The 13,489-nt window shown below is 72.5% G+C and carries 10 protein-coding genes; 8 read left to right on the top strand and 2 right to left on the bottom strand.

Features of this window, described 5'->3' with window-relative positions:
- Positions 1-10: 10 nt before the first annotated feature.
- From DES41_RS15720 to DES41_RS15730, 3 genes are read left to right on the top strand one after another with little or no spacing between them, the layout of a single operon-like run.
- Positions 11-985 carry an AEC family transporter gene (locus DES41_RS15720; RefSeq protein ID WP_114468610.1) on the top strand — a complete coding sequence of 325 codons (975 nt, stop codon included), beginning with the start codon at positions 11-13 and terminating at the stop codon, positions 983-985.
- A gap of 28 nt (positions 986-1,013) precedes the next feature.
- Positions 1,014-2,441: an amidase gene (locus tag DES41_RS15725; RefSeq protein ID WP_114468611.1), complete on the top strand. Its 1,428-nt coding sequence runs from the start codon at positions 1,014-1,016 to the stop codon at positions 2,439-2,441.
- Positions 2,442-2,501: 60 nt separating this feature from the next.
- Complete coding sequence (locus tag DES41_RS15730) at positions 2,502-3,269, top strand: type III pantothenate kinase (RefSeq protein ID WP_114468612.1); 768 nt, start codon at positions 2,502-2,504, stop codon at positions 3,267-3,269.
- On the opposite strand, the gene DES41_RS15735 is transcribed toward DES41_RS15730, so the two are convergent.
- Positions 3,270-4,223, bottom strand: a complete 954-nt coding sequence (locus tag DES41_RS15735) for a LysR family transcriptional regulator (RefSeq protein WP_170168191.1) — start codon at positions 4,221-4,223, stop codon at positions 3,270-3,272.
- Positions 4,224-4,351: 128 nt separating this feature from the next.
- The gene (locus DES41_RS15740; protein WP_114468614.1) at positions 4,352-5,548 is read right to left on the bottom strand and encodes a M20 aminoacylase family protein; all 1,197 of its coding nucleotides are present in this window, start codon (positions 5,546-5,548) and stop codon (positions 4,352-4,354) included.
- A gap of 219 nt (positions 5,549-5,767) precedes the next feature.
- Here DES41_RS15740 and DES41_RS15745 point away from each other — a divergent pair, with 219 nt between their 5' ends.
- From DES41_RS15745 to DES41_RS15765, 5 genes are all read left to right on the top strand, one after another.
- Complete coding sequence (locus DES41_RS15745; protein ID WP_114468615.1) at positions 5,768-6,400, top strand: PEP-CTERM sorting domain-containing protein; 633 nt, start codon at positions 5,768-5,770, stop codon at positions 6,398-6,400.
- Between the two features lie 90 nt (positions 6,401-6,490).
- Positions 6,491-8,398 (top strand): HlyD family efflux transporter periplasmic adaptor subunit, encoded by a 1,908-nt coding sequence (locus DES41_RS15750; protein WP_147282864.1) that lies wholly within the window; start codon positions 6,491-6,493, stop codon positions 8,396-8,398.
- Between the two features lie 16 nt (positions 8,399-8,414).
- A complete protein-coding gene (locus DES41_RS15755; protein ID WP_114468617.1) occupies positions 8,415-10,589 on the top strand; it encodes a peptidase M50 in 2,175 nt (724 codons plus the stop codon).
- 17 nt (positions 10,590-10,606) lie between these two features.
- Positions 10,607-12,604 (top strand): preprotein translocase subunit SecA, encoded by a 1,998-nt coding sequence (locus DES41_RS15760; protein WP_114468618.1) that lies wholly within the window; start codon positions 10,607-10,609, stop codon positions 12,602-12,604.
- A gap of 11 nt (positions 12,605-12,615) precedes the next feature.
- Positions 12,616-13,485 carry an efflux RND transporter periplasmic adaptor subunit gene (locus tag DES41_RS15765; RefSeq protein ID WP_170168192.1) on the top strand — a complete coding sequence of 290 codons (870 nt, stop codon included), beginning with the start codon at positions 12,616-12,618 and terminating at the stop codon, positions 13,483-13,485.
- Positions 13,486-13,489 lie beyond the last annotated feature (4 nt).

The raw sequence follows: 13,489 nt of genomic DNA on the forward strand, positions 1-13,489 counted from the left end.
ATCGCTCCCCGTGCTGGCCATCCTCTCTGTCACCTTCCCCTTCTTCGCGCTGATCCTGGCCGGCTACGTCGCCGCACGGCGGCGCATGCTGCCGCTGGACGCGATCCCGGGGCTCAACGGCTTCGTGCTGTTCTTCGCCCTGCCCTGCATGCTGTTCCGCTTCGGTGCCAGCACGCCGCTGGCGCTGCTGCTGGACCCGGTGCTGGCGGCCGTCTACACCGTCTGCGCGCTGGTGCTGGTGGTCGGCGTGGTGGTGGCCGACCGGCGCCGCCTGGGCTGGAACGATGCGGCCTTCGGCGCGCTGGTGGCGGCCTTTCCCAACAGCGGCTTCATGGGCGTGCCGCTGCTGGTGGCCCTGCTGGGCGCCAGCGCGGCCGGCCCGGTGATGCTGACGCTGGTGGTCGACCTGCTGCTGACCACTTCCCTCTGCGTGGCGCTGTCGCGGCTGGACGCCGCCGGTGCCGCCGGCGCGCGCCAGGCGCTGGCGCGTGCCCTGCAGGGCGTGGCGCGCAACCCCATGCCCTGGGCCATCGTGCTGGGCATGGCGTGCCAGGGCTTCGGCGTGCGGCTGTGGCAGCCACTGGACGCCACCATCGCGCTGCTGGCAGCGGCCGCCTCGCCCGTGGCGCTGTTCACCATCGGCGCCGTGCTGGCGCGCTCGCAGATGCTGGCCCTTCGCCACCACGACCACGACGCACACCGCCCCGTGCCCTGGCGCGAGGTGCTGCCGGTGGTGGTGCTCAAGCTGTTCGCGCACCCGCTGCTGGTGTGGGGCGCCGGGATGGGCGCCATGGCCCTGGGCCTGCCGATCACGCCGTTTGCGCTGTCGGCCATGGTGCTGGCGGCGGCCCTGCCCAGCGCCAGCAACGTCTCGCTGCTGGCCGAGCGCTTCGGCGCGAACAACGGCCGCATCGCGCGCATCATCCTGTGGTCCACGGCCGCAGCCTTCTTCACCTTCTCGGCGGCGGTCGCGCTGTTGCGCTGACCCCCGTGTCACTTCACCTGGAGTCCACATGCCTTCGCACCGCACCGACCAATACGCCCTCGCCGACTGCGCAGCCCACGAGCTGGTGCAGCTCTACCGCACCGGCCAGGCCTCGCCGCTGGAAGTGGCCAGTGCCGTGTTCGGCCGCATGGACCGCGTGGACGGCACGCTCAAGGCCTTCTGCCACCTCGACCCCGAGGGCGCCGCAACGGCGGCGCGGGCCAGCACCCAGCGCTGGCAGCAGGGCACGCCGATCGGCCCGCTGGACGGCGTGCCGGTGTCCATCAAGGACCTGATCCTCACCAAGGGCATGCCGACCCGGCGCGGCAGCGCCACCATCGCCGCCGACCAGCCCTGGGAGGTGGACGCGCCCGTGACGGCCCGGCTGCGCGCGGCCGGCGCGGTGATCGTGGGCAAGACCGCCACGCCCGAGTTCGGCTGCAAGTGCGAGACCAATTCGCCGCTGACCGGCCTCACGCGCAACCCCTGGAACGCGGCCAAGACCACCGGCGGCTCCTCGGGCGGCGCGGCCGCGGCCGTGGCCGCCGGCATGGGGCCGATCGCCATCGGCACCGACGGCGCGGGCTCGATCCGCAACCCCGCCGCGCTGTGCGGCAACTTCGGCCTGAAGCCCAGCTTCGGCCGCGTGCCGGCCTGGCCGCTGTCGCCGTTCGGCACCGTCGCGCACCTGGGCCCGCACACCATGAGCGTGCTCGACGCCGCCATGGTCATGAACGTGATCAAGCAGCCCGACGCGCGCGACTGGACCTCCCTGCCCTACGACCCGCGCGACTACCTGGTCGGCCTCAACGACGGCGTGCGCGGCCTGCGCGTGGCCTGGTCGCCCACGCTGGGCTTCGCCCAGGACGTGCACCCCGAGGTGGCCGCCGCCACGCTGCGCGCGGCCGAGGCCTTCGTCGAGATGGGCGCGCTGGTCGAGCAGGTCGACCCCGGCTTCGCCGACCCGCTGGACATCTCCACCGGCCTGTGGTTCCTGGGTGCCTGGCAGGTCTGGAACGGCCTCACGCCGGAGCAGCAGGCACTGACCGATCCGGACTTCGCCGCCCAGGCGCAGCTCGGTTCGCGCCTGTCGGTGCTCGACGTGCAGGACCTGCACATGCGGCGCGGCGCGCTGGGCGCGCTGATGCGCCAGTTCATGGGCGGCTACGACCTGCTGCTGACGCCGGCCGTCTCCATCCCCGCCTTCGACGCGCTGCCGGCCGGTCACCGGCCCATGGACGCGCAGAGCATGCTGGGTTGGTCACCGTTCAGCTACCCGTTCAACCTCACGCAGCAGCCGGCCTGCTCCATCCCCTGCGGCCTGACCAGCGACGGCCTGCCGATCGGCTTGCAGATCGTCGGCCCGATGTTCGGCGACGCCATGGTGCTGCGCGCCGCACGCGCCTACGAGAGCATGCAACCGATCCCGCGGCCAGACCTCAACCCGCTGCTGTAGACACGCGCTGATAATGCGCCCCGTGCACGCGCACGGCGCGCGGCAAGGGAGGGGACGGCAATGACATTTCTCGCGATCGACATCGGCAACACCCGGCTCAAGTGGGCGCAGTACGACGCCCCGGCCCCGGGCGCCCGGCTTCTGGCGCACGGCGCGGAATTCCTGGAGAACATCGACAAGCTCGGCGACGGCCCCTGGTCCGCGCTGAGCGAGCCGCAGCACATGCTGGGCTGCCAGGTCGCGGGCGACGCACTCAAGCGCCGCGCCGAGGAGCAGATGGAGCTCTGGGACGTCACCCCGCAGTGGGTGGTCTCCAACAGCGAGGAGGCCGGCCTGCGCAACGGCTACGACCACCCCACGCGCCTGGGCACGGACCGCTGGGTGGCGATGGTCGGTGCGCGCCACCGCGTGCTGCGCCGCGACGGGCCGCGCCCCATGGTGGTGGTGATGGTGGGCACGGCCGTGACCGTGGAGGCCGTGGACATCGAAGGCACCTTCCTCGGCGGCCTGATCCTGCCCGGCCACGGCATCATGCTGCGCGCGCTGGAGTCCGGCACGGCCGGCCTGCATGTGCCCACGGGCGACGTGCGCGACTTCCCCACCAACACCAGCGACGCGCTGACCAGCGGCGGCACCTACGCCATCGCCGGTGCGGTGGAGCGCATGGTGCAGCACCTGCAGCAGCACGCCGGCGAGGAGCCGGCCTGCATCATGACGGGCGGTGCCGGCTGGAAGATGGCGCCGCACATGGCGCGGCCCTTCGAGCTCGTCGACAACCTCATCTTCGACGGCCTGCTGGAACTCGGGCAGGCCCGCTTCGGGCGCTAGTCAGTGCAGCAGCGCCGTGGCCTGCACGCGCTCCGGTGCGCGCAGGCGCAGCGGCCATCCACCGCCGCTTTCGAACGCCTGGGCGACGTGCTCGATCAGCTTGCGCACACGCAGCGGCTGGTGCTGGCGTTCGCGGTAGACCAGGAAGATGCCCGGCGCCGGGCAGGCCCAGGCCGCCAGCACGGGTTGTAGCTCGCCGCGCTCGACGGCCGGGTCGGCCAGCATGCGCGGCAGCATGGCCAGGCCCTGGCCCAGCAGCGCGGCGGCCATCAGTGCCTCGACATGGTTGGCGCGCAAGGCTTGGCGCAGCACCGGCTGGGTGCGCTCCTGCGTGACCGGGTGGCTGAACTGCCAGGCGCGGCTGGCGCCGGGGCCGCTGTGCACCACACAGTCGTGGCCGGCCAGTTCGCCCGGCTCGCGCGGCAGCCCGCGTGCGCGCAGGTAAGCCGGCGCGGCGTACATGCCCATCGGCACCTCGCCGATGCGGCGTGCCACCAGGTGCTCGGGCAGCACCTGGGCGATGCGCAGCGCAAGGTCGACCGCGCCGTCCTCCATCGACTCCAGCGCATCGCCGAGCACGAGGTCGATGCGCACCTGCGGATGCTGGGCCATGAAGTCGGCCAGCAGCGGCGCCAGCCGGGCCGCACCGAACGAGGCCGGGGCCGAGAAGCGGATGTCGCCCGCCACCTCGGCACCGTGCTGGCGGCTGCTCTGCATGAGGGCCTCGTAGGCGCCGATCACGCCGCGCGCCCGCGCCAGCGCGGCCTCGCCCTCGCGCGTCAGCGCCACCCGCCGCGTGGAGCGCTGCAGCAGACGCAGGCCCAGGCTCTGCTCCAGTTCCTGCACGGCCCGCGTGACCACGGGCGTGGACAGGTCCAGCGAGGCGGCGGCCCGCGTGAAGCTGTTGCGCTCGGCGACGGCGGCGAAGATTTCGAGGGCTTTGAGTCGGTCCATGGGCGCATGGTGCGCTGCAGCAACCGACATGGAATCTCAGCCGGGTTTCGGTTTGTTTCGTTTCATGTCAGCCCGTCCACAGCCTGGAACATCGCCTGGCACGCCTGGCTGACGTTTCGTCCCGGCGCTCATGCGGCGGTCCTCGCCAGCCACTGTTCGGCCAGCCGCACCCAGTAGCTCGCGCCCAGCGGAATCAGCTCGTCGTTGAAGTCGTAGCTGGGGTTGTGGATCGTGCAGGGCCCGCCGCCGTGGCCGATCTCGCGGTGCGCGCCGTCGCCGTTGCCGATGAAGCAGTAGGCGCCTGGCCGGGCTTGCAGCATGTAGGCGAAGTCTTCGGCGCCCATGGTCGGCTCCTGCGGGCGCACGTTGTCGGCGCCGACGATGCCGGCCATGACGTCCCGCGCGAACGCGGTCTCGGCCGGATGGTTCACGGTGGGCGGGTAGTTGCGCACGAACTCGAACTCGCACTGGGCGTCGAAGGCCGCGCAGATGTTCTCGGCGATGGCCTGCATGCGCTGCTCGATCAGGTCCAGCACCTCCAGCGTGAAGGTGCGCACCGTGCCCTGCAGTTCGCAGCTGTCGGGCACCACGTTGGTGGCCTCGCCGGCATGGACCATGGTGACCGAGATCACGCCCGCGTCCACCGGCTTCTTGTTGCGGCTGATGATGGTCTGGAAGGCCTGCACCATCTGGCACGCGATGGGCACCGGGTCGGTGCCCATGTGCGGTAGCGCCGCATGGCTGCCCTTGCCGCGGATGGTGATCTTGAATTCGTTGCTCGACGCCATCACCGGCCCCGCGCTGAGCGCGAAGCTGCCCACCGGCAGGCCCGGCCAGTTGTGCATGCCGAACACGGCCTCCACCGGGAACTGTTCGAACAAGCCGTCCTTGATCATCTCGCGCGCTCCGCCGCCGCCCTCCTCGGCCGGCTGGAAGATCAGGTAGACGGTGCCGTCGAAGTTGCGGTTCTTCGCCAGGTGCTGGGCCGCCGCCAGCAGCATGGCCGTGTGGCCATCGTGGCCGCAGGCGTGCATCTTTCCCTGGTGGGTGCTGGCATGGGCGAAGGTGTTGAACTCCTGCATGGGCAGTGCGTCGATGTCGGCGCGCAGGCCGATCGCGCGGGACGAGCTGCCGCTCTTGACGATGCCGACCACGCCGGTCGTGCCCATGCCGCGGTGGATGGGGATGCCCCATTCCGTGAGCCTGGCGGCCACGAGATCGGCCGTGCGGACCTCCTCGAAACACAGCTCGGGATGGGCGTGGATGTCGCGGCGGATGGCGGCAATGCCGGCGGCCTGGCCAACGATGGAATCGATGAGCTTCATGTGACTGACGTCATGTCGGGTGGCGGGCATTGCAGTCTAGCGGCGATGCCTCTCCCTGGGGAAACCCGGGCGGGTGAAACAGACGACACAAAACAAGCGCGACTTCAGCAAATCGATGGATTGTTTTTGTGACGCCGTGTGACATAGTGCGCCGCAAGAACAAATTTTTGCAAGTTCGCCGCAGCGCGACGAGCGGGTAGCGGTAGGAGGAGGAATCACATGGTTGCGCACAGTTGGAAACGCTGGCTGGTTGCCGGCATGGTGTCCATCGCGGGCCTCTCCGAGGCTGCGCCGGTGGAGGTAAGGGTCGACGGAACAGGTCCATTTGCTGCGGGTTCCACACTGGTGGTGCGGCTGTTCGATACCGACCTGTCCTCGGCGATCTGCGTGGCGGGCATATGCGCTGCGGATCTGCGCGTGAAGTTCGATACGGCGCTGATCCAGGAGCCCGTGGTCGGCGATCTCTTCCCCGGTTGGGCCGGTCCGGGCGAAACCTTCAGCCTCATTGGCGCGACCACCATGGAAAGCGGCTCGCTGGCTTTCATCGACATCTCGCTGTTCGCATTCCCCAGCGCGGCGATCCCCGCCGGCTGGACCGACATCGAGATTCTGAGCCTGAGCTTTACCGTGCAGGCGGGCGCAGGCGGCACGGGCGCCGTCACGGTCGAGCCGTTCGCCCTGCGGCTGGACGGCGGGCCCAGTTACGAATTCGCCGGGGCTGCGTCCCCCGCATTCGACGTGGCCGCGGCCAACACCGTGCCTGAGCCCGCCAGCTTCGCGCTGATGGCCATGGGCCTGGGCCTCGGCGGCTGGACGACCCGCCGCCGACGCTCCGCGGCACCCGCCGCCTGAGTTCTCTTCCAGCAAATTAGTCGCTCCCGCTGGCGGCCGCGTGCCCCGGGCGCGGAGCGGCACGTACGGCTCCTGCCAGGGGGAAGCACGATGGGTCTTGCTGCGCCTTCGACGAGCGCCGCCGCGTCCGCATCGGGCGCGGCGAACGAGGCCACGCACCGCATGCTGGGCGACGCTTCGGATGCGCGCGCCTTCCTGCGCCAGTGGCTGGCCCTGGCCGTGGCGCGCCTGCCGCAGGTCGACGGCGCGTTGCTGCTGGTCGAGGACGAGGCCGGCGTTCTGGTGCCCGGTGCCATGTGGCCCGAGCAGATCGCCGATGTGAGCCCCTACGCCCAGGCCGCCCAGGCCTGCGTGGACAGCCGGCGCGACGTGGTGCTGCCGCTGGCGCCGCCCGCCGAGCCCGCCACCGCCGCGCTCAAGCGGGTGCAGCCGCCCCGCGACCAGGTGGTCGTGGCCTCGCCCCTGTTCAGCGCCCAGCGCCTGATCGGCGCGCTGGTGTTCATGACACGCCGTGGTGGCGAAGCCGAGGTGGCCCGCGCCGTGACCGACCTGCAATGGGGCGCCGGCTGGCTTGACGCACTGGCGCGCAGCCGTGGCCGCGAGGCCGAACAGGCCGCGCTGCAACGCGCCCGCGCCGGCCTCGACCTGGTGGCGCTGATCGCCCAGTACGACCAGGTGGACGACGCCTGCCTGGCCGTCGCTGCCGAACTCGCCCGCGCCGTCGGCGGCCTGCGCGTGGCCATCGGCCTGGTGGCGCCGGGCGGCAGGCTGCGCCTGGTGGCGCTCTCGCACGCCGCCTGGTTCGACCGCAAGAGCCAGCAGGCCGCCGCCATCGAGCGCGCCATGGCCGAAGCCGTGGAGCAGCGCTGCAGCCTGTCCTGGCCGCCCGTGCACGGCGACCCGCAGCGCGTAGACCGCGCCCAGCACGACGTGGCGTCCGCCATGCCTGGCCCGGACGACGCGCCCGGCGGCGTGCTGACCGTGCCCATCGTGGCCGGTGCGCGCGCGGTCGGCGCCGTGGTCTGGCACCTGCCGGCGGCACAGGTCACGCCGGCCTTCATGGCGCAGATCGAAGGTATCGCCGTGGTGCTGGCCCCGCTGCTGGCGCGCCTGCAGGATGCCTCGCGCTGGTTCTCGGGCGCGGTGCCGGCGCAGCTGCGCCAGGGCTGGGCCGCGCTGCGCGACCCGCGCCGCCCGGCCTTCGCGGTCGGCGGCGCGCTGTTGCTGGCCGCGCTGGCCGCCGTGGCCTTGGTGCCCACGGCCTACCGCGTGCCGGCCCGCGCCGTGCTCGAAGGCGAGGTGCAGCGCGTCCTGGCGGCGCCGTTCGAAGGCTTCGTGGCCGAGGCCCCGGTGCGCGCCGGCCAGCGCGTGACGCGCGGCGAACTGCTGGCCCGGCTTGACGACCGCGACCTCGCCATCGAGCAGGCCCGGCTGCGCGCCGAACTCGCGCAGCAGGAGCAAAAGCTCGCCGAGGCCATGGCCACCCACAACCGCGCCGAATCCGCCGTGGTCTCGGCCCAGGTCGGCGAGACCCTGGCCAAGCTCGAACAGGTTACCCAGCGCATGCAGCGCACGCGGGTGGAGGCGCCCTTCGATGGCGTGCTCGTGGCCGGCGACTGGTCGCAGGCCATCGGCAGCCCGATCGAGCAGGGCAAGATGCTGTTCACGCTGGCGCCGCTGACGGGCTACCGCGTGGTGCTCAAGGTCGACGAGCGCGACGTGCGCGACGTGGCCCCGGGCCAGCACGGGGCGCTGGTGCTCTCGGGCATGGCGGCCGAGCGCCTGCCCTTCGTGGTGCGCCAGATCTCGGTGGCCACGGCCGAGGAAGGCGCCAACCTGTTCCGCGTCGAGGCCGACCTGGTCGGCACGCCCGAGCGCCTGCGCCCCGGCATGGAGGGCGTGGGCAAGATCGAGGCGGGCGAGCGCACGCTGCTGTGGATCGCCACGCGGCGCCTGGTGGACTGGGCGCGCGTCACGCTGTGGCGCTCCCTGCCCTGAAAGCACAGGCGCAGCCATGGGCCAGGAATTCCAGTCCGCACATTGGTACCGCGTGTCCGCGGTGCGGCCGCGCCTGGCGCCCGAGCTGCGGGCCCAGCGCCAGACCATCCGCGGCACCGCCTGGTACGTGCTGTTCGACCCGCTCAACCAGCGCACCCACCGGCTCACGCCCGAGGCCTGGTTCGTGGTCTCGCGCATGGACGGGCGCCACACAGTCGAGCAGCTGTGGCAGGCCGCGGTCGATGCGCTGGGCGAGAAGGCGCCGCCGCAAGACGAGCTGATCCAGCTGCTCTCGCAGCTGCACGAGGCCGATGCACTGGCCTCCGACGCCATGCCCGACATGGACGACCAGCTGCGCCGGCGCGACCGCCAGCGCCGCCAGCAGTGGCTGCGCAACCTCAAGAATCCGATGGCGCTGCGCTTTCGGCTCTGGGACCCGGACAGCTTCCTCACGCGCACCCTGCCCGCCGTGGCCTGGCTGCTCGGCCCGGTGGGCGCCCTCCTGTGGCTGGCCGTGGTGCTGCCGGCTGGCGTTCTGGCCTGGCAGAACTGGGGCGAGATCGCCGGCAATGCCTCCGACGCGCTGCTGTCGGCCACCAGCCTGCTGACCATGGCCGTGGTCTACCCCGGCGTGAAGTTCATCCATGAGATGTCGCACGCCTACGCCGCGCGCCGCCACGGCGCCGAAGTGCACGACATGGGCCTCATGTTCCTGGTGTTCGCGCCCGTGCCTTATGTCGATGCCTCGGGCAGTGCCGCCTTCCCGCGGCGCAGCCAGCGCGCGCTGGTGGCCGGCATCGGCATGCTGGCCGAGCTGTTCCTGGCCGCGCTGGCGCTGTGGGTCTGGCTGGCCGTGGAGCCCGGCCTGGTGCGCTCGCTGGCCTTCAGCACGATGGTGCTGGGCGGGCTGTCCACGCTGCTGTTCAACGGCAACCCGCTGCTGCGCTTCGACGGCTACTTCGTGCTGTGCGACGCCATCGAGGTGCCCAACCTGGCGCAGCGCAGCAACGCCTTCTGGATCTGGCTCATCAAGCGCCACGCCTTTGGCCTGGAGCAGTCCCGCCAGCCCGAGATGGTGGCCGGCGAGGGCAAGTGGCTGGCCGCCTACGCGCCGCTGTCGCTGGCTTACCGGCTGTCGATCACGCTGGGTATCGCGATCTTCCTGGGCCAGGAGTACCTCTACCTGGGCCTGGCCATCGGCATCTGGGGCATGCTGACGCAGTTCGTCTGGCCGCTGCTCAAGGGCCTGCGCTGGCTCTGGGCCGGCACCGACCTGGTGGGCCGCCGGCTGCGGCCCGCGGTGGTCACCACCGTCTTCGTCGGCCTTGCCGCGCTGGGCCTGCTGGGCATCCCGGCGCCGCGCAGCAGCTATGCCCAGGGCGTGGTCTGGCCGGCCGAATCGGCGCAGCTGCGGGCCGGGGAATCGGGCTTCGTCGCCGCCGTGCGCGGCGCGCCGGGCCAGGCGGTCGGCGAGGGCGCGCTGGTGTTGGCGCTGACCAACGACCAGCTCGAACGCGACCTCGAAACCGCCAAGGCACGCGAGGACCAGGCCCGCGCGCGCTGGCAGGCCGCGCTGGCCGCCACCCGCACGCGCGTGGACGCGGCCGGTGCGCGTGTCGAACTGGCCGTGGCCACGGCTGCGCTGCACCAGGCCGAGGACGAACACCAGCATGCGCTGCGCAAGCAGGCCGGCCTGCGCGTGGTGGCCCAGCGCGACGGCGTGCTGGCGCTGCCGCTGGCCGCCGACCTGCCCGGCCGCTGGCTGCGCAAGGGCGAGAACGTGGGCCACCTGCGCACCGACGACGCGCCCACCGTGCGCGTGGTCGTCACCCAGGACGACATCGACGGCGTGCGCGCCGGCCCCGAGCGCATTCAGGTGCGCCTGGCCGGCGACCTGGGTCAGACCGTGCCCGCGCAGCTCGTGCGCGAGGTGCCGGGCGGCGACAACAGCCTGCCCTCGATGGCCCTGGCGCTGGAGCATGGCGGCACCGTGGCGGTGGACCCGCGCCAGAGCGAGGAGCCGCGCGCGCTGAACCGCGTGTTCCAGTTCGATCTGGCGCTGCCGCAGACCGTGGGCGCCGCGCGCATCGGCGAACGCGCCCATGTGCGCTTCGTGCTCGACGACGAACCGCTGGGCCTGCAGGGCTGGCGCCGCCTGCGCCAGCTGCTGCTGTCCAAGCTCACGCTCTAGCACGCAGGAGACCCGCCATGCTCCGCGCCGCGCTGGCCCCCGCCGCTGCCTCCCTCGCCCCCTCGCCCTGGGTCGAACGCGCCGAGGCGCGCCAGAACGGCATGGACCGCGCCCTGCTCCACGCCGCCGGCAAGCTGCTGGCCGCCGTGAGTCCGCTGCGGCGCCAGCGCGTGCGGGCGTTCGCGCGGCATGTGCTGGCCAGCGACACGCGGCTGCAGGCCGAGTCGCTGGAGCAGCTGCAGGCCCGCGCCCAGGCCCTGCGCGCCGCGCTGCGCGCCGATGGGCTGGCCGAGGCCCATGTGGTCGCCGCCTTCGCCCTCGTGCGCGAGGTCAGCGGCCGCCAGCTGGGCAAGCGCCACTTCCCCGTGCAGCTGATGGGCGGGCGCGCCATCCTCGAAGGCGTGATCGCCGAGATGGCCACCGGCGAGGGCAAGACGCTCACCGCCCTGCTACCGGCCGTGACCATGGCGCTGGCCGGCGTGCCCGTGCACGTGGTCACCGTCAACGAGTACCTGGCCGCGCGCGACGCCGACGAGATGACGCCCGTCTACGCCTTCTTCGGCCTGGCGGTCGGCAAGGTGCTGCCCGACCAGGAGCCGCCCGAGCGGCGCGAGGCCTACCTGTCCGACGTGACCTACTGCGTCAACAAGGACCTCACCTTCGACTACCTGCGCGACCGCATCGAGGTGCTGCGCGGCCAGCTGGGCGCGCGCGCGGCCGTGGCCACGCTGGTGGCCGGCCGCGCCGCCCCGCGCGCCGTGATGCGCGGCCTGTGGTTTGCCATCGTCGACGAGGCCGACAGCGTGTTCATCGACGAGGCCCGCACGCCACTCATCATCTCGGCCACCAGGCCCGGCGGCGCCGGCATCCCCGAATACGACGCGGCACTGGCCCAGGCCGCGCGGCTACAGGCCGGCGCGCACTACCTGCTGCGCGAACGCGAGCGCCACGTGGTGCTGACCGAGGCCGGCCGTGCCTGGGTGCTGGCCCTGCAGGACGACGCCTTGCCGCGCGCCGATGTGGACCGCACACGCCTGCTGGAGCAGGCCCTCTCTGCCCTGCACTGCTACACGCGCGACCGCCACTACATCGTGGCCGACGGCAAGGTGCAGATCGTCGACGAATACACCGGCCGCGTGATGGCCGACCGCAGCTGGGAGAGCGGCCTGCACCAGATGGTCGAGCGCAAGGAGGCGCTGGAGATCACCGCGCGCCGGCACACCACGGCGCGCATCACCTACCAGCGCCTGTTCCGCCGCTACCTGCGCGTGGGCGGCATGAGCGGCACCGTCACCGAGACCGCGGGCGAGCTCAAGTCGGTGCTGGGCCTGGACGTGCTGCGCATCGGCACGCACCGGCCCATCCTGCGGCGCGACCTGGGCACCCGCCTGTTCGCGCACAGCGCGCAGCGCGACGCGGCCGTGGTGCAGTCCGCGCTGGCGCAGGCGGCCCGGGGCCGCGCCGTGTTGGTGGGCACGCGCTCGGTCGCCGCGTCCGAGCGCATCGGCGCGCTGCTGGCCGCCGCCGGTGCGGCGCACCAGGTGCTCAACGCCAAGCAGGACGCCGAGGAGGCCACTATCGTCACCGGTGCCGGCGCGCCAGGCCGCATCACGGTGGCCACCAACATGGCCGGCCGCGGCACCGACATCCACCTCGATGCCGCGGTGCGCAGCGCGGGCGGCCTGCATGTGGTGCTGACCGAGTTCCACGACTCCACGCGCATCGACCGCCAGCTCTACGGCCGCTCGGGCCGCCAGGGCGACCCCGGCAGCTTCGAGAGCCTGGTGGCACTCGACGACGAACTGTTCACCACCCATGCCGCGGCGCTGCAGGCCTGGGTGGGCGCGCGCTGCCGGCCCGATGTGCGGGGCCGCCTGCCCGGCTGGGCCGCGCAGGCGCTGCGCCGCTGGGCCCAGCAGCGCGCCGAGGCCCACCACGCCGACGTGCGGCGCCAGACGCTCAGCCACGAGCGCGACAACGACCGGCTGCTGGCCTTCGCCGGCCGCTCCGAATGAGGAGATCTGCCATGACCCGGAACCTGCATCTGATGGGCCTGCTCGCCGCCGCCTGGGCCGCACACCCCTGCGTGCTGGCCGCCGAATTCAACTGCCTGATCGAGCCCCGCAAGGTGGTCGAGCTGCGCAGCCCCAGCACCGGCGTGGTCGACCGCGTCGACGCCGAGCGCGGCCAGCTGGTGCGCGCCGGCCAGGTGCTGGTGTCGCTCGATTCGGGCCTGGAACGCGCCGCGCTCGACATCGCCCGCCACCGCGCCACCATGGAAGGCGCGGTCAAGACCGGCGAGAGCCGGCTGGCCTTCGCATCGCAGAAGTTCCAGCGCCGCGACGAACTGCTCTCGCAGAAGTACGTCTCGCAGCAGGACCACGACGAATCGCGCACCGAGATGCGGCTGGCGCAAAGCGAGCTGCAGGACGCGCGCGACAACCGCCGCCTGGCCGAGCTCGACGTGCGCCGCAACGAGGAGCAGATCCGCCTGCGCACCATCCGCAGCCCCGTCACCGGCGTGGTGGTCGACCGCAATGTGCACGTGGGCGAGCTGGCCGACCCGGGCGAGCAGCGCAAGCCGCTGCTGCGCATCGCCGAGATCTCCACCCTCTACGTGGAGGCCGTGCTGCCGGCCGAGGCCTACGCCCATGTGCGCGTGGGCCAGCAGGGCACCGTGCGCGCCGAGTTGCCCGTCAAGGTGAACGCCGCCGCCACCGTGCGCGTGGTCGACAAGGTGCTGGACGCGGCCTCCGGCACCTTCGGCGTGCGCCTGGAGCTGCCCAACCCGCAGACCGAGATTCCCGCCGGCATCGCCTGCCGCGTCGACCTGCCCGACGTGCCCGCCTCGCCGGCCCGGCGCGAGCAGCGCCGATTCGACCCCAGCAAGGGCTGACAGC

Source organism: Pseudorhodoferax soli (assembly GCF_003337555.1).
Lineage (GTDB): Bacteria > Pseudomonadota > Gammaproteobacteria > Burkholderiales > Burkholderiaceae_C > Pseudorhodoferax > Pseudorhodoferax soli.

What these genes read in the sequence shown, in the direction of transcription:
- DES41_RS15725 (WP_114468611.1), top strand. Translation starts at nt 1,014, where the DNA reads ATGCCTTCGCACCGCACCGACCAATACGCCCTCGCCGACTGCGCAGCC.
- DES41_RS15730 (WP_114468612.1), top strand. Translation starts at nt 2,502, where the DNA reads ATGACATTTCTCGCGATCGACATCGGCAACACCCGGCTCAAGTGGGCG.
- DES41_RS15735 (WP_170168191.1), bottom strand. Translation starts at nt 4,223, where the DNA reads ATGGACCGACTCAAAGCCCTCGAAATCTTCGCCGCCGTCGCCGAGCGC.
- DES41_RS15740 (WP_114468614.1), bottom strand. Translation starts at nt 5,548, where the DNA reads ATGAAGCTCATCGATTCCATCGTTGGCCAGGCCGCCGGCATTGCCGCC.
- DES41_RS15745 (WP_114468615.1), top strand. Translation starts at nt 5,768, where the DNA reads ATGGTTGCGCACAGTTGGAAACGCTGGCTGGTTGCCGGCATGGTGTCC.
- DES41_RS15750 (WP_147282864.1), top strand. Translation starts at nt 6,491, where the DNA reads ATGGGTCTTGCTGCGCCTTCGACGAGCGCCGCCGCGTCCGCATCGGGC.
- DES41_RS15755 (WP_114468617.1), top strand. Translation starts at nt 8,415, where the DNA reads ATGGGCCAGGAATTCCAGTCCGCACATTGGTACCGCGTGTCCGCGGTG.
- DES41_RS15760 (WP_114468618.1), top strand. Translation starts at nt 10,607, where the DNA reads ATGCTCCGCGCCGCGCTGGCCCCCGCCGCTGCCTCCCTCGCCCCCTCG.
- DES41_RS15765 (WP_170168192.1), top strand. Translation starts at nt 12,616, where the DNA reads ATGACCCGGAACCTGCATCTGATGGGCCTGCTCGCCGCCGCCTGGGCC.